Consider the following 22,384-nt stretch of genomic DNA (forward strand, 5'->3'; position numbering starts at 1 on the left):
TGCTATGGTGGCGCGAGTTTCGTTTCAGGTGGCCGATCCGGTGCACAAGATCAAGACCGTTGCGATCAAGGACATGGCGCGGCAGGCGCTGGGCTGGCCGGCGCGCGTGCTGTTTCCGCCGGTCTGCGCCGGCTGCCGCCGCCACGTCTCTCGACCCGGCGTCGTGTGCGGCGCCTGCTGGCCGAAGCTTCGGCTGCTGGAGAAGCCCTGGTGCCCGGTGATGGGCACGCCTTTCACCCATGACATGGGCGAGGGTTTTCTCTCTGCCGAAGCGATCGCCGATCCGCCGCCGTTCGAACGGGCGCGGGCGGCGGTGGTCTATTCAGGCATCGCGCGGCAGATGGTGCAGGGGCTGAAATACCAGGATCGCACCGATCTCGCGCCGTGGATGGCGCGCTGGATGATGCGCGCCGGCGCGGAACTGATCGCCGAAGCCGATATCGTGGTGCCGGTGCCGCTGCACTGGCGGCGGTTCTTGCGCAGACAGTTCAACCAGTCGGCCGAGCTGGCGCGGGCGGTGTCGAAGCTCAGCGGCGTGGCCTTTTCGCCGACGGCGGTGCGGCGCGTGAAGCTCACCCGCCAGCAGGTCGGGCTGGAACGGCACGAGCGCGAGGACAATGTGCGCGCCGCTTTCCGCGTCCCGCCCGAAGCCGAGATCGAGATCGCCGGGCGCCGGGTGCTCGTCGTAGACGATGTCTTCACCACCGGCGCCACCGTGCGCGCGGTGGCCAAGGCGCTGAAGAAGGGCGGCGCCGGAGCGGTCGACGTGCTGACCTTCGCCCGCGTCCTGCCGGGGGACTTTCGGGCCGATGAGTCCGCGACTATATAAGGTTGTATTTTGGTGCGTGTCGGCGTTCCGCAACCTTTGGGAGCGGCGGCGTTGGCAGGGATGACTGATTGATGGTCGATGTGACGATCTACACCCGGATGATGTGCGGCTATTGCACGGCCGCCAAACGGCTGCTTGAGCGCAAGGGCGTGGCCTACACCGAACATGACGCGTCGTTCTCGCCGGAATTGCGCCAGGAAATGATTTCCCGGGCGCATGGGCGAACCACCTTTCCGCAGATATTCATCGGCGACACCCATGTCGGCGGCTGCGACGACCTCCACGAGCTGGAGTCTCAGGGCCGGCTGGACGCGCTGCTTGCCAACGGAGCGAGGGTTTGATCATGGGCGTCTTCAAGGCGGCGGCGGTGCAGATGCGTTCGGGGACCAGCCCGGAACGCAACGCGGCCGACCTGGAAAGGCTGGTGCGCGAGGCGGCAGACCGGGGCGCCACCTATGTCCAGACGCCGGAAATGACCGGCGCGCTCGTCCGCGACAAGCAGGCAGGCGCCGCCGCATTCACCAGCGAGGACAAGGACATCGTCGTTTCGACAGCCGGCAAGCTGGCGAAGGAGCTTGGCATTTATCTCCATGTCGGCTCGACGGCCATCCGTCGCGCCGACGGCAAGCTAGCCAACCGCGCGTTCCTGTTCGCGCCCGACGGCGCCTCGATAGCCAGCTACGACAAGATCCATATGTTCGACGTCGATCTCGACAATGGCGAGAGCTGGCGCGAATCCGCCTCTTACGAGCCGGGGACGGAGGCCGTCGTCACCGACATCCATGGCGCGAGGCTGGGCTTTGCAGTCTGCTACGACCTGCGCTTCCCGCAGTTGTTCCGCGCCGAGGCGCTGGCAGGGGCGGAGGTGCTTTCGGTGCCCGCCGCCTTCACCCGCCAGACCGGGGAGGCGCACTGGCATGTGCTGCTTAGGGCGCGCGCGATCGAGAACGGCGCCTATGTAGTCGCTGCCGCGCAAGGCGGCCTGCATGAGGACGGCCGCGAGACCTATGGCCACTCGCTGATCGTCGACCCGTGGGGACGCATCATCGCCGAGGCCGCGCATGACGAGCCGGGCGTGATCGTCGCCGAGATCGATCCGGCGCAGTCTGCCGCCGCACGCCGCAAGATCCCCAATCTCAAAAACGCGCGCGATTTCACCGTCAATGCCGGCGAGACGCCGCGCCTAAGGGGTGCAGCCTCTTGATTCGCTTTTCGCTTATCTGTGAGCACGAGCACGAGTTCGAAGCCTGGTTTCGCAGCAATGACGACTTCGACACGCAGAAGAAGCGGGGTTTCGTCGACTGCCCGGCCTGCGGCTCGCACAAGGTCGACAAGGCGCTGATGGCGCCTGCCGTCTCGACCTCGCGCACCCAGGAAAAGGTGGCGCTGGCCATGGGTGAGGCGCAGAAGCAGGCGTTGGCGCAGCTAAAGGCGCTGGCCGACAAGGTGCGCGAGAACGCCGACTATGTCGGCGACAAGTTCGCCGAGGAAGCGCGCAAGATCCATTTCGGCGAGACCGACCCGCGCGGAATCTATGGCGAGGCGACGCCGGAAGAGGCAAAAAGCCTCGCCGATGACGGCGTCGAATTCATGCCGATCCCGAGTTTTCCGGACGAGCGGAACTGAGCGGAGCCTAGCTCAAGCTTCCGATCAGCTTTTCCAGCAGTTTCGCCAGCATTTCCCGGTCCTGGCCTGTCAGCCCGGCGAGGATCTGGTGTTCGTTGGCGACGTGGGCGGCAAGCGCTTCGTCGACGAGCGCGAGGCCTTTCGCGGTGAGCTCCACGACAACCCCGCGCCGGTCGCTGGGATGCGGCGCGCGCTGGATCAGGCCGGCCTTCTCCAGCCGGTCGAGGCGGGCGGTCATGGCGCCGGAGGTGACCATCGTCGCCTCGTAAAGCTCGGTCGGCGTGAGCGCGTACGGCGCGCCCGACCGGCGCAAGGTCGCCAGCACGTCGAACTCGCCTTGCTGCAATCCGAAGCGCGCAAACAGTGGCGCCAGCCGCTCGCGCGAGATCAGCGAGGCAGCTTCGTTCAACCGTCCGATCACGCCCATCGGCGAAACGTCCAGGTCGGGCCGCTCTCTCCGCCATTGCTCGATCGCTCTCGCTGCACGGTCCATGTGCCTCACCGCAAAGTATCTTGACATTAAGAATCTTTTCACTATCTTAACTCGAGAAGAGATGAAGGCCAAGTGCCGCGCTTGAACGACGGGATCATCCGATGAAATTTCTCTGGGATTCAGCCGCTGGGCTTCTGATCGTCACCGGCGGACTGCTGGGCATGACGCTGCCCTTCGGCAAGCTTGCGACCGCTGCCGGCGTTCCGGCCATGGTCTGGGCCTTCGTTATCTCGCTCGGCGCCGGCGGCGTGCTGCTGATCGCGCATCTGCTGCTTGGCCAGCGCATTCGGCTGACGGCGCACAAGCTGCGCTATTTCTTTGTCACGGCGGCGGTGTCCTACGCCTTTCCCAATCTCTTGATGTTCTCGGCCATTCCGCATCTGGGTGCCGGCTACACCGGTATCATGTTCACGCTGTCGCCGGTCGTCACGCTCGTGTTCTCGATCCTGCTCGGCGTGCGGCAGCCCAACTTCACCGGTGTCGTCGGCATCGCCGTCGGTTTCGTCGGCGCGGTCATGGTCGCGCTCACCCGGGGCGAGGCCGGCCAGCCCGCCGATTATTTCTGGGTGGCGATCGGCCTGCTTATCCCGGTCAGCCTCGCCGCCGGCAACATCTACCGTACGGTCGGCTGGCCCAAGGATACAGGCCCGATCGAACTCGCCGTCGGCAGTCATCTGGCATCGGCCACCTTGCTTCTCCTCGGCATCCTGGCGTTGTTCGGCTGGCAGGCGTTCGCTCCGCTCGGCGCCGTGCCGCTGGTGGTCGCCGGACAGGTGGCGTCGGCTTCGGCGATGTTTGCTTTCTTCTTCCGGCTGCAGGCGGTCGGCGGCCCGGTCTATCTCAGCCAGATCGGCTATGTGGCGGCGGCCATCGGGCTCTTTGCCGGCACGATCTTCCTCGGCGAGCACTATCAGCTTTTGACCTGGCTAGGTGCCGCCATCATCACCGCCGGCATGTTCATCACCACCAAGGCGCAGAGCCAGCCAAGCACGAAGCTGCAGCCTGCATAAGCCTGCTCAGCCGTTCCCCTTGCTGTCGTCTCCGCCTGGCCCCGGTCGCGGGTGGCGTTGGCGATGGGTGGCGGCGGTGCGCGCGGCCTGTTCATAAATGCCGGTCATCAGTTCCAGCGTGCGCCCGACATCCTCGAGCTTGTCCGCCATTTCGGGAATGCGCTTCACCGCCTCGATGAGCGGCAAGGACCGTTACGAAGGCGCCGAATGGACAACTTTGAAAACGGGCGCATCATTGCTTACCGATGCGGTTGCCGCCTTCGACTGCAGCCTGGACGAGATGATCGATCGCGGCACCCACTCGATCATCATCGGCTCGGTCGCGGCGGTCAGGACACAAGATGCCGGCAAGGCGCTGATCTACTGGCGCGGGGGTTATCGGCCCCTGGAAGCCTGAGGATCCGTCGAGGTCAGACCGAAGCCTTCTCGGCCAGCACCATATAGTTGACGTCCATGTCCTTGGACTTCTGCCACCGGTCGGCCAGCGGATGATAGATGACGCCGGTGCGGTCGATGATCTTGAGCCCCGCCGCGCCGAGCGCCTTCGCCAGTTCTTCGGGCCGCACCAGCTTGCCGAACTGGTGGGTGCCGCGCGGCAGCCAGCGCAGCACATATTCGGCGCCGATAATGGCAAGGCCAAGCGCCTTCAGCGTGCGGTTGATGGTGGCCACGAACATGATGCCGCCAGGCCGGACCATCTCACTGCATTTGGCGACGAACAGATCGACATCGGCGACATGCTCGACCACCTCCATGTTGAGGATGACGTCGAAGGTCTCCCCGGCGTCGGCCAGTGCTTCGGCCGTGGTGGCGCGATAGTCGACGCTGACGCCGGCCTCCGCCGCATGCAGCTTGGCGACCTCGATGTTGGTGGCCGAGGCGTCGGCGCCGACCACCTCGGCGCCGAGCCGCGCCATCGGCTCGCACAAAAGCCCGCCGCCGCAGCCGATGTCGAGGAAGCGTAGGCCCTCGAACGGCCTCGCCGCGCGCGGATCGCGACCGAAGCGCGCCGCCACCTGGTCGCGGATATAGGCAAGGCGCACAGGGTTGAACTTGTGCAGCGGCCGGAACTTGCCGTTCGGATTCCACCATTCGGCGGCAAGGGCGGAAAAGCGTTCGACTTCTCCGGCATCGATGGTCGATCGGCGGGGCTCAGGCATGGGCGGGTCTCCTCGAACGCCAGGAACTCGGGGAACGCTAGGAAGTCGGGCGTGGTGGAAGGAATGTCAAGGCAGGTTTTTTGGCTGCTGCCAAGAATGCGCTGTGCTTCCCGAGCGGCAATCCTGGTTAACGCGACAGCGCGACCGCCGCATGGCTCATGGCCACGCTGGCCGGCTCGATCGCCCGCATCGCCTCGCAATCGCCGATCTCGGCCATGATCCGCTGCGCCGCCGACTGGGCCTGTTCGAGGCTTTGCCAGCGCACGACATCGATCCAGCTTCCATCCTCGCGCCTGCCGAGATGGCGGCTGAGAAAGCCGGGCTGGCGCGCGAGCCAGCCGGTGACGACGCCATTTTGGGCGACAAAATCACCTGCAGCCTCCGGCTTCAGGCGGAAGCTGACGATCTCCAGCGTCTCGGTCATCGATTCCTCCATGGTCTTCCCCGACCTTATCGCATGAAGGTCGCAGGAATCTGTCAGGAGACCGCGCACCGCCTGGAGCCCTGTTATCCCGCCATCGCTTGCGAAGCTTTGCTGTTTTGGCTAAGGAGGCCGCGCATTTCCGCGGCTCGGCCTTGCCGGGCGCATCTTTCCGTTTCCGGCCCTGGGCCGGCTTCAGTCAAAGGCATCTCGCTCCCATGGCGCGCATCGTGATGAAATTCGGCGGAACCTCGGTCGCCGACATCGCCCGCATCCGCAATGTGGCGCGCCATGTCAAACGCGAGGTCGATGCCGGCCACGAGGTCGCCGTGGTGGTTTCGGCCATGGCCGGCAAGACCAACGAGCTGGTCGCCTGGACGCGCGAGGCCTCGCCGATGCACGACGCGCGCGAATATGACGCCGTCGTCGCTTCCGGCGAGCAGGTCACTGCCGGCCTGTTGGCGATCACCCTGCAGAATATGGGCGTGCATGCCCGCTCCTGGCAGGGCTGGCAGATCCCGATCAAGACCGACAACGCCCATGGCGCGGCGCGCATCCTCGACATCGACGGCGCCTTCCTGGTCAAGCGCTTCGGCGAGGGCCAGGTGGCGGTCATCGCCGGTTTCCAGGGCATCGGTCCGGACAACCGCATCGCAACGCTCGGCCGCGGCGGCTCCGACACCAGCGCGGTGGCGATCGCGGCGGCGGTCAAGGCCGACCGCTGCGACATCTATACCGACGTCGACGGCGTCTACACGACCGACCCGCGTATCGAGCCGAAGGCGCGGCGGCTGGCCAAGATTTCCTTCGAGGAAATGCTCGAGATGGCCTCGCTCGGCGCCAAGGTGCTGCAGGTGCGGTCGGTCGAGCTTGCCATGGTGCACAGGGTGCGTACCTTTGTGCGGTCGTCCTTCGACGATCCCGACGCGCCCGGAATGGGGGATTTGCTCAATCCGCCCGGAACGCTTATTTGCGACGAGGAAGAGATCGTGGAACAGCAGGTCGTCACCGGAATTGCCTACGCCAAGGACGAAGCGCAGATTTCGCTGCGCCGCGTCGGCGACCGCCCAGGCGTTGCCGCCGGCATCTTCGGCCCGCTCGCCGAGGCCAACATCAATGTCGACATGATCGTCCAGAACATCTCCGAGGACGGCAAGTTCACCGACATGACCTTCACGGTGCCGTCGGGCGACGTCGACAAGGCGCTGGCCGTGCTCGAGCGGCTGAAGGCGGATGTCGGTTACGACGTCGTGCAATCGGAAGCCGGCATGTCGAAGGTCTCGGTCATCGGCATCGGCATGCGAAGCCATGCCGGCGTGGCCGCCACCGCGTTCAAGGCGCTGGCCGACAAGGCGATCAATATCCGGGCGATCACCACGTCCGAGATCAAAATCTCGATATTGATCGACGGTCCCTATACGGAACTTGCAGTTCGTACTTTGCATTCCGTGTACGGGCTCGATAAGCAATAGCAAGAACTGAGTCAGTTGTTGCGTGAGCGCCGGCCGCGGGAGAAACTGCGGCGGGCAACGTGCCCATTGGAGAAGAAGCCGCGATGCGTGACATGGCCGGTGGCCCGCGCGTTCTGCTGAAACGGCTCCGCGAGCTCATGCAGGAGCCGCTGGAGCCGCAGGAGCGGCTCGACCGCATCGTGCGCGACATCGCCTCCAACATGGTCGCCGAGGTGTGCTCGCTCTATGTGCTGCGCGCCGATTCGGTGCTCGAGCTCTACGCCACCGAAGGTCTGAACCCCAAGGCCGTCCACCTCGCGCAACTGAGGCTCGGCCAGGGCCTGGTCGGCACGATCGCCGCCAGCGCGCGGCCGCTCAATCTCTCCAACGCGCAGGAACACCCGGCCTTCCAGTATCTGCCGGAGACCGGCGAAGAGATCTACCATTCCTTCCTCGGCGTTCCGGTGCTGCGGGCGGGGCGCACGCTCGGCGTCCTGGTCGTGCAGAACAAGACGATGCGGCAGTACCGCGAAGACGAGATCGAGGCGCTGGAGACGACGGCGATGGTGATCGCCGAGATGATCGCCACCGGCGATCTCGCCCGCCTCACCCGGCCGGGGCTCGAACTGGACCTGCGCCGTCCGGCAAGCTTCACCGGCCTTTCCTTCAACGACGGCGTCGGGCTCGGCCATGTCGTGCTGCACGAGCCGCGCATCGTCGTCACCAACCTGTTCAACGAGGACAGCGAGGAGGAGGTGCGCCGTCTCGACCGCTCGCTCGGTTCGCTGAGGTTGTCGATCGACGACATGCTGGAGCGCCGCGACGTTGCCTTCGAGGGCGAGCATCGCGAGGTGCTCGAAGCCTACCGGATGTTCGCCAACGACCGCGGTTGGGTGCGCCGGCTGGAAGAGGCGATCCGCAACGGCCTGACGGCGGAAGCGGCGGTGGAAAAGGTGCAGAGCGACATGCGCGCGCGCATGCTGCACATGACCGACCCTTATCTGCGCGAGCGCATGAGCGATTTCGACGATCTCGCCAACCGGCTCTTGCGCCAGCTGATGGGCCGCGGACCGGAGGACGTCGCGGCCTCGCTGCCCAAGGATGCCATCATCGTCGCCCGCTCGATGGGCGCCGCCGAACTGCTCGACTATCCTAGGGACAAGCTGCGCGGCCTGGTGCTGGAGGATGGCGCGGCGACCAGCCATGTCGTCATCGTCGCGCGCGCCATGGGCATTCCGGTCGCCGGACAGGTCAAGGGCGCCGTTTCGATGTCGGAAAACGGCGACGCCATCATCGTCGACGGCGAGGAAGGCATCATCCATCTGCGGCCGCAGTCCGATCTTGAGGCAGCCTACGCCGAAAAAGTCCGTTTCCGGGCGCGGCGGCAGGAGGTCTACCGGGAACTGCGCAAGAAGCCGTCGCTGACCAAGGACGGCGTTGCAGTCGATCTCCTGATGAATGCCGGGCTGGCCGTCGACCTGCCGCAGCTTTCGGAATCGGGGGCGGCCGGCATCGGCCTGTTCCGCACCGAATTGCAGTTCATGGTCGCCTCGACTTTCCCGCGCGCCGAGGCGCAGGAGCGGCTCTACCGCGACGTGCTCGACGCCGCGCGCGGCAAGCCGGTCACCTTCCGCACCATCGACATCGGCGGCGACAAGGTGCTGCCCTATTTCAAGGGCGCGCTGCAGGAGGAGAACCCGGCGCTCGGCTGGCGGGCGATCCGGCTCACCCTCGACCGCCCCGGCCTGCTCAGGACCCAGATCCGCGCGCTGCTCAAGGCCTGCGGCGGGCGCGAGCTGAAGCTGATGCTGCCGATGGTGACCGAGCTCTCGGAGATCGCGCAGGCGCGCGAGATCATCGACCGCGAGGTCCGGCACCTGTCACGCTTTGCGCACCATCTGCCGACGAGCCTCAAGCTCGGGGCGATGCTGGAGGTGCCGTCGCTCTTGTTCCAGCTCGACGAACTGATGAAGGCGGTCGATTTCGTTTCGGTCGGCTCCAACGACCTTTTCCAGTTCATCATGGCCGTCGACCGCGGCAACACGCAGCTTGCCGACCGTTTCGACACGCTGTCGGCGCCGTTCCTGCGCGTGCTGAAGCAGATCGCCGATGCCGGCGCGCGCAACCACACACCTGTGACGCTTTGCGGCGAGCTGGCCGGCAAGCCGATCTCGGCGATGGCGCTGATCGGCCTCGGCTTCCGCTCGATCTCGATGTCGCCGGCCTCGATCGGCCCGGTCAAGGCGATGCTGACCGAGCTGCCGCTGCAGGAGCTGGAAGCCTTCTTCAAGGACAATCTGATGGCGCCGGCGCAAGGAACGCCGATGCGCGCGTTGCTGCAGGCCTTTGCCGACGATCGCTCCATTCCGCTATAGCATCCTGCCATGATCAATCTGCCCCGCGACCGTATGGATCAAGTCGTCAAGCGTTTCGACATGCTCGAAGCGCAGATGTCGGCCGGTCCCGCCGCCGATGCCTACGTCAAGATGGCTTCGGAATATGCCGACATCCAGGAGATGGTGGGCAAGATCCGGGCATTGCGCGCCGCCGAGCGGGAGCAGGCCGACCTCGAAGCGATGCTCGCCGACAAGGCAACCGACGCCGACATGCGGGCGCTGGCCGAGGCCGACATGCCGCAGGTCGAGGAGCACATAGAGGCGCTGCAGAAGGACATCCAGATCCTGCTTCTGCCCAAGGATGCCGCCGACGACAGGAACGCCATCCTCGAAATCCGCGCCGGCACCGGCGGCGACGAGGCGGCCTTGTTCGCCGGCGATCTGTTTCGCATGTATGAGCGCTATGCCGCCTCGCGCGGCTGGCGTTTCGAGGTCGTCTCGGCCAGCGAAGGCGAAGTCGGCGGCTACAAGGAAATCATCGCCTCGGTGTCGGGCAAGGGCGTTTTCGCGCATCTGAAGTTCGAATCGGGCGTGCACCGCGTGCAGCGCGTGCCGGAGACGGAGGCCGGCGGGCGCATTCATACCTCGGCGGCCACCGTCGCCGTGCTGCCCGAGGCCGAGGAGGTGGATATCGAGATCCGCGCTGAGGACATCCGCATCGACACGATGCGCGCCTCCGGCTCCGGCGGCCAGCATGTCAACACCACGGACTCGGCGGTGCGCATCACCCATCTGCCGACCGGCATCATGGTGGTGCAGGCGGAGAAGTCGCAACACCAGAACCGGGCGCGCGCCATGCAGATTTTGCGCGCGCGGCTCTATGACCTTGAGCGCAGCCGGGCGGATGAGGAGCGGTCGTCGTCGCGAAAATCGCAAGTCGGCTCCGGCGACCGGTCGGAACGCATCCGCACCTATAATTTCCCGCAGGGACGGCTCACCGACCACCGCATCAACCTCACGCTGTACAAGCTCGACCGGGTGATGATGGGCGAACTCGACGAGGTGATCGACGCGCTGATCGCCGACCATCAGTCGAAGCTGCTTGCCGACATGGGCATTGATGGCTGATCCTCTGCCCGCCGCGCTCGGGCCGCTGCTGCGCGCGGCGAGGGAGAGGCTCGCTGCCGCCGGCATCGCCGATCCGGCGCTCGATTCGAGGCTGATCGTCGAGCATTTTTCCGGCACGACGCGCGCCCGGGCCATCACCGAGCCCGGTCAGCCGGTCGATGCAGGGGCTTTAACCACGATCGAGGCGGCCCTGAGACGTCGCGTCGCAGGCGAGCCGGTGCATCGCATCCTCGGCTATCGCGAATTCTACGGGCTGCGCCTGTCGCTGTCGCCGGACACGCTGGAGCCGCGCCCGGACACCGAGACGCTGGTCGACGCCGTCCTGCCCTTCGCCAGGGCAACGGCCGAAAGGCTCGGCCAATGCCGTATCCTCGATCTCGGCACCGGAACCGGCGCCATAGCGCTGGCGCTGCTCAGCGCCGTGCCGGCCGCGACCGCGACCGGCGTCGACATTTCGGCTGGCGCGCTGGCGACCGCCGCGAAAAACGCCGAGGATCTGGGGCTCGGCGGGCGCTTCAAAGCCTTGCATTCCAACTGGTTTGAAAAAGTTTCGGGCCGGTACCATGTAATTGCCGCGAACCCTCCCTATATACCCAGTCGAGACATTGGAAATCTGCAGGACGAGGTCCGCGATTTCGACCCACGCCGGGCCCTCGATGGCGGCGTGGATGGTCTGGTTCCCTACAGGATCATCGCCGGAGAGGCGGAAGGGTTTCTGGAAGCGCAGGGCAAGGTAGCGGTCGAGATCGGCCACACGCAGCAAGGCGAGGTCGCCGCGATCTTCGCGGCAGGCGGCTACAGGCTGGCGGAGGCACGGCGCGATTTCGGTGGAAACGACAGGGTTCTGGTATTCGAGCGTTGAAACCCCTGATGCAGTGCGAAAAAACGCTTGGCAACATTAGGGAATGCAGTTAGGTTCCGGCTTGACCGGATGAGACGAAGCAGGCAGTGCTCTTAGCGATTCGGTTTTCCTTGGAAATAGCTGCCTCCTTGCGCAAACGACGCCCATGCTTCGTGCGGGAATCGTCCGGCAAGTGATGTAACCGGAACAGGATGGCACGTGGCGCCAACGCAATCGATGCGGGCGAACGCCGGTGAAAAAACGAAACGGTTGGCTGCATGAGCGCCGCCGTTCGCGAAGAGTTTTAGAAAAATTCACATGAAGAGAGTCGAATGAGGCCACAACAGCAGAACAGGCGCATGCGCGGTCGCAACAACAATGGCGGCGGTGGCAACAACAACCGTAAGGGGCCCAATCCCCTGACGCGCAACTACGAGAGCAACGGTCCGGACGTGAAAATCCGGGGATCGGCTCAGCAGATCGCCGAAAAATACGCCGCACTCGCCCGTGACGCGCAAAGCTCCGGCGACCGGGTGATGGCGGAGAACTATCTCCAGCACGCCGAACACTACAATCGCATCATTGCCGCCGCGCAGGCGCAGATGCCGATCCAGAACGCCCAGCAGAACCGCGACGATTTCGATGACGACATCGATGAGGATCGCGACGAGTTCGACACCGTCGGCAACACCAATGCCGGCGAGGCGCAGGCTGGGCCGAACGGTTCCGGGCCGCAGCCGGTGATCGAAGGCACGCCGGCCGAGCCCGGCTTCAACCAGGAAAGCGGCCGCGACAACAACCGGCGCGACAACGGCCGCGACAGGCACCGCGACCGCCGCAACGGCGGCTATGGCCAGTACGGCCAGAATGGCCAGCGCGGCGAGGGCCAGCGCGGCGAACATGGCGGCCAGCAGTTGGACCAGAATCGCCGCAGCGAGGCACAGGCGCAGCCTGAGGCGTCCGCAGAAGCCGGGTCCGTATCCGAAGAGCAGGCTCCGATGTTCGACAGTTTCTCGCCGGCGGGCCTCGCCGCTCAGGCCGAGCGCAATGAAGCGGCGGCCGACAATGGCGGCGGGCGCCGGCAGAGGCGTCCGCGTCGCGGTCGCGGCAGTGCCGAGCAGGGCTACAGCGCCGAGCCGGGCAATGGCGATGAGGGCAATGCCGGCCGGGCGGACAGCCCCGCCGATGACGGCGGCGCCGCGGAGAACCGCAACGACGCGGTCGTCACTGGCAATGAGCCGGCGAGTGCAGCGCCGAGCGAGAGCGTCGCCAACGAGCCGGCGGGCGGTACCGGCGAACCGGCGGTCGCCGACGCAAATAACTGATCCCCGGCAACTGATCCGGGTTCTTTTTCAGGCATTCGACGGCGGAGAGAAATCTCCGCCGTTTTCGTTTTTCCGCGTCCTTGTTTTGACGCCTGTCGCTCCCCCAAAACCGCGAAGCACTTTTGGGCGACATGCATTAGAATATTGTGCGTTGACCGATATCAAGGCGTCTTGAGAGACCCGGGCCTATACACCATATCTCGGCTGAACAGGGCCCGGCTCGAATGAGCGGGTCCGTCACCGCAATCGGATCCGGTGCCGCAACGCGGGCCGGTGATGGAAGGAGACAGATATGAATCTTGAGAAATACTCGGAGCGCGTGCGCGGTTTCATCCAGTCCGCGCAGACCATGGCGCTCTCGCGCAACCACCAGCAATTCACTCCCGAACATATGCTCAAGGTGCTCGTCGACGACGACGAGGGCCTTGCCGCGTCCTTGATCGAGCGCGCCGGCGGCCGCGTTCGCGACGTCAAGCTCGGCGTCGAGGCGGCGCTCGAGGCCATGCCCAAGGTCGAAGGCGGCAACGGCCAGCTCTACCTCGCCCAGCCGCTCGCCAAGGTGTTCTCGACCGCCGAGGAACTGGCCAAGAAGGCCGGCGACAGCTTCGTCACCGTCGAGCGGCTGCTGCAGGCGCTCGCCATGGAGAAGTCGGCCAAGACCGCCGATATCCTGGCCAAGGCCGGCGTCACCGCGCAGGCCCTGAACCAGGTCATCAACGACGTCCGCAAGGGCCGCACCGCCGATTCGGCCAATGCCGAGCAGGGCTACGACGCGTTGAAGAAATACGCGCGGGATCTCACCGCCGACGCCCGCGCCGGCAAGCTCGATCCGGTCATCGGCCGTGACGACGAGATCCGCCGCACCATCCAGGTGCTATCGCGGCGCACCAAGAACAATCCCGTGCTGATCGGCGAGCCCGGCGTCGGCAAGACGGCGATCGCCGAAGGCCTGGCGCTGCGTATCGTCAATGGCGACGTGCCGGAATCGCTGAAGGACAAGCAGTTGATGGCGCTCGACATGGGCGCGCTGATTGCCGGCGCCAAGTATCGCGGCGAGTTCGAGGAGCGGCTGAAGGCCGTGCTCAACGAGGTCACCTCGGCCAACGGCAACATCATCCTGTTCATCGACGAGATGCACACGCTGGTCGGCGCGGGCAAGGCCGACGGGGCGATGGACGCATCGAACCTGCTGAAGCCGGCGCTGGCGCGTGGCGAGCTGCACTGCGTCGGCGCAACCACGCTCGACGAATACCGCAAGCATGTCGAGAAGGACGCCGCACTTGCCCGCCGCTTCCAGCCCGTCTTCGTCGACGAGCCGACGGTCGAGGACACCGTCTCGATCCTGCGCGGCCTGAAGGAGAAATACGAGCAGCACCACAAGGTGCGTATCTCCGATTCGGCGCTGGTCTCGGCCGCGACGCTGTCCAACCGCTACATCGCCGACCGCTTCCTGCCGGACAAGGCGATCGACCTGGTTGACGAGGCCGCGTCGCGGCTGAGGATGCAGGTCGATTCCAAGCCCGAGGCGCTGGACGAGATCGACCGCCGCATCATGCAGCTCAAGATCGAGCGCGAGGCGCTGAAGGTCGAGAAGGACGACGCCTCGAAGGATCGGCTGGCAAAGCTGGAGAAGGAGCTGGCCGATCTTGAAGAGCAGTCGACCGAGCTGACGGCCAAGTGGCAGGCCGAGAAGCAAAAGCTCGGCCTTGCCGCCGACCTGAAGAAGCAGCTCGACGAGATGCGCAACGAGCTGGCGATCGCCCAGCGCAAGGGCGAGTTCCAGCGCGCCGGCGAGCTTGCCTATGGCAAGATCCCGGAACTGGAGAAGAAGCTCAAGGAAGCCGAGGCCCAGGACGGCAAGGCCGGCATGGTGGAAGAGGTGGTCACGCCCGACCACGTCGCCCATGTCGTGTCGCGCTGGACCGGCATTCCGGTCGACAAGATGCTGGAGGGCCAGCGCGAGAAGCTGTTGCGCATGGAAGACGAGATCGGCAAGCGCGTCGTTGGCCAGGGCGAGGCGGTGCAGGCGGTCTCCAAGGCCGTGCGGCGGGCCCGCGCGGGTCTGCAGGATCCGAACCGGCCGATCGGCTCGTTCATGTTCCTCGGCCCCACCGGCGTCGGCAAGACGGAGCTCACCAAGGCGCTCGCCGCCTTCCTGTTCGACGACGAGAACGCCCTGGTGCGCATCGACATGTCGGAGTTCATGGAGAAGCACTCCGTCGCCCGGCTGATCGGCGCGCCCCCCGGCTATGTCGGCTATGAGGAGGGTGGCGCGTTGACCGAGGCGGTGCGGCGCCGGCCCTATCAGGTCGTGCTGTTCGACGAGATCGAGAAGGCGCATCCGGACGTGTTCAACGTGCTGCTCCAGGTGCTCGACGACGGCCGGCTCACCGACGGCCAGGGCCGCACGGTCGACTTCCGCAACACGCTGATCATCATGACGTCGAACCTCGGCGCCGAATTTCTGGTCAATCTTCGCGACGACCAGGACGTCGATGCCGTGCGCGACGAGGTGATGAGCATGGTGAAGGCCTCGTTCCGTCCGGAGTTCCTCAACCGCGTCGACGAAGTGATCCTGTTCCACCGGCTGCGCCGCCAGGACATGGACCGCATCGTCGAGATCCAGCTCAAGCGGCTGGAGAACCTGCTTGTCGATCGCAAGATCACGCTCTCGCTCGATCACGACGCGATCGAGTGGCTGGCGTCCAAGGGCTACGACCCGGCCTATGGCGCCAGGCCGCTGAAGCGGGTGATGCAGAAGGAACTGCAGGACCCGCTGGCGGAGAAGATCCTGCTCGGTGAGATCCTCGACGGCTCGACCGTCAAGGTCACCGCCGGCTCCGATCGCCTGAACTTCCGCTCGAAGCCGACCGTGGTGGCGGCCGAAGCCGCCGCCTGATTCGAGCCAGAGCGGAGCAATCCGAGGAAGCTGCCTGCCGGTTTTCCGCCCGGAATTGCGTGAAACAAATACCTGGAGCGCTTCGCACCCGGCCGGTGGGGCGCGCTCTTGCATTTCGGCAGGGCCTTGCTGCAAGACCGATACCGATCTCGGTTATCGGGAAGAGGGGCGATTCGTTGAAGCTCGAGGACTACAACGGCTTTTGCGCCTCGCTTCCCGCCGCGACGCATGTCGTGCAGTGGGGCGGCGCCCATGTGTGGAAGGTCGGCGGCAAGGTGTTTGCGATCGGCGGTCATAACCGGGAGGGCCAGGTCTTCGTCACCTTCAAATGTTCCGACATGGCCTTCGACGTGCTGAAGGAACAGCCGGGCTGCCGGCCCGCGCCCTATCTCGCCTCGCGCGGCATGAAGTGGATCCAGCGCCAGACAAGCCAGAGCATGGATGATGCGGCGCTGAAGGACTATCTGCGCGAAAGCCACCGTCTGGTCGTGCTGAAGCTGACGAAACTGGCGCGCAGCGAACTAGGGCTGGGCTGACATTCGGTTCGGGATCATGGTGAAACGCCGGAAATCCGCCATCTTCATGCCCGGTTCATGTTGGAACCTTAATTTTGGTAACTGGTTTGCTGGCGAAATTGTCGCCTGCCAAGACCGAGCCGACCGGAGAGCCTGACCCACATGCTGCGCACCATCTTTTCCCTTTCGGCACTCGCGGCCGGGCTGGTGTCTTCCGGTGCGCTCGCGGCACCGAGCGGCGATGATGCGCAGAAGTCGGCCCGGGCCGCTCAACACGGCGGGCTCGTGCTCGCCCAGGACGGCAATATCGACATCTATTACGATGCCAGGGGCAACCGGGTGCTTGTCGATGCCGACACCGGCAAGGTCATCGCCATCCAGCCGCCGGGGACGAGGCTCGACCGCCGGGCCCTGCGCCGCCAGCAGCGGATGCAGGAGCTTGGGCGGGCGCCGGTCGAGGACGACGACCGCTACTACCTCGACAATCCCGAGGACATGGCGCGCTTCCGCCGCAAGCAGCTCGAAGAAGAGGGCACGGTGATTCCACCGCCGGCCGACGATTACGGTTCCAACGGCGACAATTCCGTCGATGCCTATCCGCCGGCGCCGAGCGACGAGGGTTACGCCACCACCTATCCGGGGGCGCCGAAGTCGGACGCGATCCAGCGCCAGCCACTGGACGAGGCGTCGATCGATCCGGAACAGCCCGGCCAGGGGGAAGTGCTGCAGGTCAATCCGGAGACGCAAGCCGCGCTGCCGCCGGATACGGGCGGCAAGGCGACCGTCGATCCGTCGCTGTCGCTCGGCGTGCGCCAGGACGTGGCCGACCTCCAGGTGCTGCTCGACCGCGCCGGCGCTTCGCCGGGCGTCATCGACGGCCGCTTCGGCTCGAATGTCGACAAGGCCTTGGCCGCCTACAACCAGATCACCGGCAGCAATCTGAAATCGACCGATGCGGTCGGCATCAAGACGGCGCTCGCCCAGTCTGGCGGCGACGCCTTCGCCTCCTACACGATCACGCCGGAGGATGCGGCCGGGCCCTATGTCGCCTCGATCCCGGAAGATTACAGCCAGAAGGCCAAGCTCGACCGCATGGGCTACACCTCCGTCACCGAGGCGCTCGCCGAGCGCTTCCACATGGACGAAGGCTATCTGAAGTCGATCAACAAGGGGCTCGACTTCAACCGTCCCGGCACCATCATCAAGGTCGCCAATTTCGGCAAGCTGGTGTCGACGCCGGTTGCCCGCATCATCGCCGACAAGGACAAGAAGGAAGTTTTTGCCTATGACGCGGGCGGCAAGCTGGTCGCGGCCTATCCGACCACCATCGGCTCGGCCGACACGCCGTCGCCCACCGGCATCCACGCCGTATCGCGCATCGCGCTCGACCCGAACTACACCTACAATCCCAACATCAATTTCAAGCAGGGTCAGAACGACAGGATCCTGACCATCCCGCCGGGGCCGAACGGCCCGGTCGGCTCGGTCTGGATCGCGCTGGACAAGCCGACCTACGGCATCCACGGAACGCCCGACCCCTCCAAGATCGGCAAGACCGAAAGCCATGGCTGCGTGCGGCTGACCAATTGGGACGCTCGCGAACTCGCCAAGCTGGTCTCGCCGGGCGTCACAGTGGAATTCGTCGGCGGACCATCAATCGCCGATGTCGGCGGGACCTCAACCGATGAATTTACGCAGCAATGAGCCGCGCAGTGCGGCGGCATAGATCAGCTGCACCAGCAAAATGAAGGCGATGCTCAGCAGCGGAGTGATGAGGCAAAGCAATGCCCCGATCGCCCACAGGATCTGCGCCTTGACTATGCGCTGATAGACGGTGCGCCGCGTTTGCGCATCGACATCCTCCACCAGCATGCCATTCCTTTCGGCATACCACCAGCTCGCCAACAGCGTGATGCCGAGCATCAGAAGGTTCAGCCAGTAGACGAGCACCGCGACCCGGAATTCGAGGAAGTCGGCCAGCAGGTCGGTGGAAAACGGCAACAGCGCGATGAAGGCGAGAAAGCAGAGGTTGAGCGTCGCAAGCCGCCGGTCCGACTTCGCGATCAGGCTATGCTGCGCCTGCTGGCCGAACCAGAAGATGGTCAGCGTCAGGAAGCTGAGCGCATAGGTCAGGAAACGCGGCGCCAAAGCCAGGACAGCCGCGAGCAGCTCGCCTTCCGAATGCACCGCTTCGTGCCCCGGCACCCTGATCTCCAGCACGATCAAGGTCAGCGCGATGGCAAAGACGCCGTCGGTTATGCCGACGATGCGGCCGCGTCCTTCGGCTGACGGTTCGAGCGGCCGCTTCATGGTTCCTTCCCCCCTTTTGCGCGCAAGTTCGGACGACGGGCCGGAACCTAGCACGCAGCGGTTCGTTTGCATCGTGAATGCCGCTCCGCTGGCCATGCGGCCAGTTCAATCTGGTTTCAGAAACAGCAATCCTCTGGCTCGTTGTGACGAATGCGCCGGAGAGCTAAGCAGGCTTTCATGCAGTCCCTGAACGAAGCCACCGCCGATTCGATTTCGACCGCGCCGCGCGCGAACGGCACGTTCTGCCCGCAGACGCAGCGCAAGTTCGTGCTGGTGGCGGCGATCCTCGCCTCGGCGCTCGGCTTCATCGACGGTTCGGTCCTGGCGATCGCCATGCCGGCGCTGCGCGTCAATCTCGGCGCCGGCCTGGCGGAGGCGCAGTGGATCTCCAACGCCTACGCGCTGACGCTTTCGGCGCTGATTCTGGCAGGGGGCGCGGCCGGCGACCGATTCGGCCTCAGGCGCGCATTCGTGACCGGCATCGCGCTCTTCATCGCGGCCTCGCTCGCCTGCGCGCTGGCGCCCAATCCGGCCGTGCTGATCGCGTTCCGCGCCATTCAGGGCATTGGCGCCGCCATCATGGTGCCGGGCAGCCTGGCCATCATCGCCAAGGCCTATCCGAAAAAGGAGCGTGGCCGGGCGATCGGTATCTGGGCGGCCGCTTCGGCGCTGACGACGGCGCTCGGGCCGGTGCTGGGTGGTTTCGTGCTGTCGACCTTCGGCAACGGCGTCTGGCGCGCGATCTTTGCCGTCAATCTGCCACTCGGACTGGTTTCGATCTATCTGCTGCTCTTCAAGATCCCGGCCGACCAGCCGACCGAACAGCGCAGCCTCGACCTTGGCGGCGCCGCGCTCGCCACGCTGGCCTTCGGATCGCTGGCCTATGGATTGACGGCGATGAACGCCGAGGGAAGCGGGCTGATGGCCGGGCCGGCGATCGTCGCCGGCGTCGTCCTGCTTTTCCTCTTCATCTTCTACGAGCGCTGGCAGCGCGAGCCGATGATCGATCTTGGCCTGTTTCGCATCGGCGCCTTCGCCGGCGCCAATCTCGCCACCTTCTTCCTTTATTTCGCGCTGTCTGCCAATCTCTTCTACCTGCCGATGGTCCTGATCGCGGGCTGGGGGTTGAGCTCGGCCGAGGTCGGCTTCATTTTCCTGCCGCTGTCGGCATTGATCGCGCTGCTGTCGGGGCCGGTCGGCCACTGGTCCGACGAGATCGGCCCGCGCCTGCCTATCGCCGCCGGCAGCTTCGTCGTCGCCATCGCTTTTGCCGGGCTCACCCTGCTCTCTCACGCCGGCATCCATAATTTCTGGACCGGCACCTTTCCGCTGATGGCCTTGATGGGGCTCGGCATGGCGCTTGTGGTGTCGCCGCTGTCGACGGCGGTCATGACCTCGGTCGAGGACAAGGATACGGGCGCCGCATCGGGCATCAACAATGCCGTGTCGCGCGTCGGCGGCCTGATCGCGGTGGCGGCCATGGGCTCGCTCGCGGCTTTCGTCTATGCGCGGTCGACCGGCAATCCTGCCGGCATCCCCAGTTTCGGCGAGCCGCCGACGTCCGGGCTCGCGGCCGATCTCGATGCGTTGCGGATTGCGGCAAGCGATTCGGCTTTTGCCGCGGTCGCCGCCGTCACGACGCTGCTTTGCCTGCTGTCGTCGCTCGTCGCCTGGTTCACCGTGCCTGGCCAGGCGTCCCCCTGGCCACGGCGAGGCGAACGACGCGATTAATTGGGAAGCTGCGAATCGGTCTTGGCGCTGGCGACCTTCAACGAATTTCCGTCTTCCTGCTTGAGCAGGTCGTCGATGCGCTCGCGCTCTTTCTTGAAAGCGACGAGATCGTCGCCCTTCAGCACCTTGCCGACCGGCAGGCGGACGCGCATCGAATCGACCTTGGTGCCATTGACGATCAGCTCGTAGTGAAGATGCGGTCCGGTCGACAGGCCGGTCTGGCCGAGATAGCCGATCACCTGGCCCTGGCGGACATGGACCCCGGGCTCGATGCCTTTGGCGAAAGCGCTCTGGTGATTGTAGGAGGTCTCATAGCCATTGGCGTGGCGGATGATGATCTGCTTGCCGTAGCCGCCGGCCCAGCCGGCCTTCTCCACCACGCCATTGCCGGCGGCGATGATCGGCGATCCGATCGGCGCGGCCCAGTCGGTGCCGGTATGCATGCGCACATAACCGAGAATCGGATGCCGCCGCGCGCCGAAGCCCGAGGTGAAGCGGCCGTTGGGCAGCGGGTTGCGCAACAGGAACTGCTTGGCGCTCGACCCGTTTTCGTCGAAATAGTCGGTGCCGCCGTCCTGCATCTGGAAGCGGTAGAAATTGCGCGTCTGGCCGCCGAACGTGGCCGAAACGTAGAGAAGCTCGGAGTTGTCGGAGGTCTGGTCGTCGCCGTCGGGCTGCGAGAACAGGACCTCGAGGCGGTCGGAAGGCGAAAGCCGCGACTGGAAATCGACGTCGGAGGCAAGAAGCTTGATCAGCTTCTGGGTCATCGCTTTCGACATGCCGTAGGAGTAGGCGGTGCGGTAGATGCCGTCATAGACGTTGGGCAGGTTGCCGCGCACCACCACCGGCTGCGAGTCATCGAAGGCCGTCAGCAATTCGGGATTGGGCTCCGGCTCCTGCGCCGGCACGAACTGTCCGCGATCGTCGAGCGCGATGGTGACGATGTGGGTGGTGCGGTCATAGACGCTGGTGCGGACCACCTTGGCGATATCGCCGCGCACCTCGAGGCCGACGCGCAGCACCGTTCCGGCCTTGAGCGCCGTGGCGTTCAAGAGCTTGCCGATCGCTTCCGCCATGCCGGTGGCGTCGTCGCCGGTATAGCCCGACTCGGCGAAGGCCGCGGCTATGTCGGTGTCGCTGGTGAAAGGGATGATTTCCTCGGCAAAGGCCGGCGCCTGGTCGTCCAGCGTGGCGCGCGGCGTCACCGAGACGTTCTCCGGCGTGATCTTGACGTCGTAGGAGCCGGCCATCGACTCGGCGAAGGCGTCGCCGAATCGCTGCGGATCGACATAGTGAAGCGCCGCAACCTGGACGGCGCCGTCGCTCAAGCCGTTGCCGGCTTCGCGCACCACCTTTTCCACCTCGTCGGCGGAGAGGTCGCTCTTTTCGTCGAAGGATGCCGTCTCGATCGGGAAATCGACCGTCTTCAGGCTCATCTCGCTTTCGACCTTGGCGCCGTAGATCTGGCCGGCGGCCGCGGTGGCGGTGCCCGGCTGGGCATTGTCGTCGCCGTCGTCGCCGAAGACCTGCAAGGGGTCGAATGGCGGGTAGGCGCGGCTGGTGGTGTGGCCGGCCGCAAGCGCCATCTTGATCTGCACGAACGGCATGGTGTGGATAACGTCGCGGTCGCCGACCTTGGTGACCATCGACACTTCCATGCGCCGGCGGTCCTTGGCCCTGGCGATCTGACGCGGCGCGACCAGCCTGGTCGTCTTGGCCTGCTCTCCGGAATCGTCGCCGCCGCTGGCAAGGTTGATGAGCTCGGCGATTTCCGGCGGCGTCGCCAGTTGCTGGCGCCCGTCAAGCGCTGCGAACAAGGCCACGCCCATCAGCACGCTCGAGGTCACGCCGGTCAGGAAAGTGCCCGAGAGCCAACGCGCCGAGACCTCGCGGCGGTCAGGCGGACCGCTGCGGCCGTCCGCGATCAGCGGCGGCTCGTTGCCGAGGTCGGCTATGACATCTTCCGTGTCTGGCATCCAGAAAGGCTGCTTCTTCCCCGGGGCGAAACGGCTTGTCGTTGTTCGTTGCGGCCATGACATTTGCCTGTCGCGGCCGTTGAAGTCAAACGAAGCGGCAAGGCCGGGCGGTTATCCCCACTCACACGTCTCTACAAAACGGTGCTCTTGTCGTCTGTTGTGAAGGTTCTCACGCATACGCGCGCGCCTTCCTCAAGGTATGCTCCGATGTCGAATCTCAATGCGGCGGCAATAGGGCTCGTTGTGGGCAGGCATGGGGCTGCCGCGAGGGCAGTCGGCTTTGAAAAAATAGCCGCCGAAAAATTTGTCGCAAAAAATTCAAAAAAGTTCGAA

The 22,384-nt window shown here is 65.3% G+C and carries 21 protein-coding genes; 15 read left to right on the forward strand and 6 right to left on the reverse strand.

The window, feature by feature from the left end:
* Positions 1–28: 28 nt before the first annotated feature.
* From EJ067_RS22705 to EJ067_RS22720, 4 genes are all read left to right on the forward strand, one after another.
* A complete protein-coding gene (locus EJ067_RS22705; protein WP_126089710.1) occupies positions 29–829 on the forward strand; it encodes a ComF family protein in 801 nt (266 codons plus the stop codon).
* Positions 830–900: 71 nt separating this feature from the next.
* On the forward strand, positions 901–1,170 hold the full coding sequence (gene grxC / locus EJ067_RS22710; RefSeq protein ID WP_126087464.1) for a glutaredoxin 3: 270 nt from the start codon (positions 901–903) through the stop codon (positions 1,168–1,170).
* A 2-nt stretch (positions 1,171–1,172) separates the two neighbouring features.
* Positions 1,173–2,033, forward strand: coding sequence for a carbon-nitrogen hydrolase family protein (locus EJ067_RS22715; RefSeq protein WP_126087465.1), 861 nt, complete (start codon positions 1,173–1,175; stop codon positions 2,031–2,033).
* Positions 2,030–2,455 (forward strand): DUF1178 family protein, encoded by a 426-nt coding sequence (locus tag EJ067_RS22720; protein ID WP_126087466.1) that lies wholly within the window; start codon positions 2,030–2,032, stop codon positions 2,453–2,455. The genes EJ067_RS22715 and EJ067_RS22720 overlap by 4 nt, the downstream gene beginning before the upstream one ends.
* 7 nt (positions 2,456–2,462) lie before the next feature.
* On the opposite strand, the gene EJ067_RS22725 is transcribed toward EJ067_RS22720, so the two are convergent.
* Positions 2,463–2,948 (reverse strand): MarR family transcriptional regulator, encoded by a 486-nt coding sequence (locus tag EJ067_RS22725; protein WP_126087467.1) that lies wholly within the window; start codon positions 2,946–2,948, stop codon positions 2,463–2,465.
* 101 nt (positions 2,949–3,049) lie between these two features.
* Between EJ067_RS22725 and EJ067_RS22730 the strand changes: the two genes are divergently transcribed.
* Entirely contained in the window at positions 3,050–3,958 is a 909-nt protein-coding gene (locus tag EJ067_RS22730; RefSeq protein WP_126087468.1) for a DMT family transporter, read from the forward strand.
* Positions 3,959–3,964: 6 nt separating this feature from the next.
* Here the strand turns inward: EJ067_RS22730 and EJ067_RS22735 are convergent, their stop codons facing one another.
* Positions 3,965–4,144 (reverse strand): hypothetical protein, encoded by a 180-nt coding sequence (locus EJ067_RS22735; RefSeq protein WP_245468020.1) that lies wholly within the window; start codon positions 4,142–4,144, stop codon positions 3,965–3,967.
* Here EJ067_RS22735 and EJ067_RS22740 point away from each other — a divergent pair.
* On the forward strand, positions 4,134–4,355 hold the full coding sequence (locus EJ067_RS22740; protein WP_245468021.1) for a flavin reductase family protein: 222 nt from the start codon (positions 4,134–4,136) through the stop codon (positions 4,353–4,355). The genes EJ067_RS22735 and EJ067_RS22740 overlap by 11 nt on opposite strands.
* A gap of 13 nt (positions 4,356–4,368) precedes the next feature.
* Here EJ067_RS22740 and ubiG read toward each other — a convergent pair whose 3' ends face one another.
* Entirely contained in the window at positions 4,369–5,118 is a 750-nt protein-coding gene (ubiG, locus tag EJ067_RS22745; protein WP_126087469.1) for a bifunctional 2-polyprenyl-6-hydroxyphenol methylase/3-demethylubiquinol 3-O-methyltransferase UbiG, read from the reverse strand.
* Between the two features lie 127 nt (positions 5,119–5,245).
* Positions 5,246–5,542 carry an antibiotic biosynthesis monooxygenase gene (locus EJ067_RS22750; protein WP_126087470.1) on the reverse strand — a complete coding sequence of 99 codons (297 nt, stop codon included), beginning with the start codon at positions 5,540–5,542 and terminating at the stop codon, positions 5,246–5,248.
* Positions 5,543–5,757: 215 nt separating this feature from the next.
* On the opposite strand from EJ067_RS22750, the gene EJ067_RS22755 reads away from it, so the two are divergent.
* The 8 genes from EJ067_RS22755 to EJ067_RS22790 all read left to right on the forward strand — a co-directional run bounded on the left by EJ067_RS22755 (position 5,758) and on the right by EJ067_RS22790 (position 17,738).
* A complete protein-coding gene (locus EJ067_RS22755) occupies positions 5,758–7,011 on the forward strand; it encodes an aspartate kinase (RefSeq protein ID WP_126089711.1) in 1,254 nt (417 codons plus the stop codon).
* An 83-nt stretch (positions 7,012–7,094) separates the two neighbouring features.
* Complete coding sequence (ptsP, locus tag EJ067_RS22760) at positions 7,095–9,365, forward strand: phosphoenolpyruvate--protein phosphotransferase (protein ID WP_126087471.1); 2,271 nt, start codon at positions 7,095–7,097, stop codon at positions 9,363–9,365.
* A gap of 9 nt (positions 9,366–9,374) precedes the next feature.
* Entirely contained in the window at positions 9,375–10,454 is a 1,080-nt protein-coding gene (gene prfA, locus EJ067_RS22765) for a peptide chain release factor 1 (protein ID WP_126087472.1), read from the forward strand.
* Complete coding sequence (gene prmC, locus EJ067_RS22770; protein WP_126087473.1) at positions 10,447–11,316, forward strand: peptide chain release factor N(5)-glutamine methyltransferase; 870 nt, start codon at positions 10,447–10,449, stop codon at positions 11,314–11,316. The genes prfA and prmC overlap by 8 nt, the downstream gene beginning before the upstream one ends.
* A gap of 338 nt (positions 11,317–11,654) precedes the next feature.
* Entirely contained in the window at positions 11,655–12,620 is a 966-nt protein-coding gene (locus EJ067_RS22775; RefSeq protein WP_245468022.1) for a DUF4167 domain-containing protein, read from the forward strand.
* 292 nt (positions 12,621–12,912) lie between these two features.
* Positions 12,913–15,519: an ATP-dependent chaperone ClpB gene (gene clpB / locus EJ067_RS22780; RefSeq protein ID WP_126087475.1), complete on the forward strand. Its 2,607-nt coding sequence runs from the start codon at positions 12,913–12,915 to the stop codon at positions 15,517–15,519.
* Between the two features lie 176 nt (positions 15,520–15,695).
* Positions 15,696–16,055: an MmcQ/YjbR family DNA-binding protein gene (locus EJ067_RS22785; RefSeq protein ID WP_126087476.1), complete on the forward strand. Its 360-nt coding sequence runs from the start codon at positions 15,696–15,698 to the stop codon at positions 16,053–16,055.
* Positions 16,056–16,196: 141 nt separating this feature from the next.
* Positions 16,197–17,738 carry a L,D-transpeptidase family protein gene (locus EJ067_RS22790; protein ID WP_126087477.1) on the forward strand — a complete coding sequence of 514 codons (1,542 nt, stop codon included), beginning with the start codon at positions 16,197–16,199 and terminating at the stop codon, positions 17,736–17,738.
* Here the strand turns inward: EJ067_RS22790 and EJ067_RS22795 are convergent.
* Positions 17,712–18,344 carry a TMEM175 family protein gene (locus EJ067_RS22795; protein WP_126087478.1) on the reverse strand — a complete coding sequence of 211 codons (633 nt, stop codon included), beginning with the start codon at positions 18,342–18,344 and terminating at the stop codon, positions 17,712–17,714. The two genes, EJ067_RS22790 and EJ067_RS22795, sit on opposite strands and share 27 nt — an antisense overlap.
* Before the next feature lie 177 nt (positions 18,345–18,521).
* On the opposite strand from EJ067_RS22795, the gene EJ067_RS22800 reads away from it, so the two are divergent.
* Complete coding sequence (locus tag EJ067_RS22800) at positions 18,522–20,075, forward strand: MFS transporter (protein WP_126087479.1); 1,554 nt, start codon at positions 18,522–18,524, stop codon at positions 20,073–20,075.
* Here the strand turns inward: EJ067_RS22800 and EJ067_RS22805 are convergent.
* Positions 20,072–22,051: a M23 family metallopeptidase gene (locus tag EJ067_RS22805; RefSeq protein WP_126087480.1), complete on the reverse strand. Its 1,980-nt coding sequence runs from the start codon at positions 22,049–22,051 to the stop codon at positions 20,072–20,074. The two genes, EJ067_RS22800 and EJ067_RS22805, sit on opposite strands and share 4 nt — an antisense overlap.
* Between the last annotated feature and the right edge of the window lie 333 nt (positions 22,052–22,384).

It is taken from the genome of Mesorhizobium sp. M1D.F.Ca.ET.043.01.1.1, from assembly GCF_003952385.1.
In the GTDB taxonomy this organism is placed as follows: Bacteria; Pseudomonadota; Alphaproteobacteria; order Rhizobiales; family Rhizobiaceae; genus Mesorhizobium.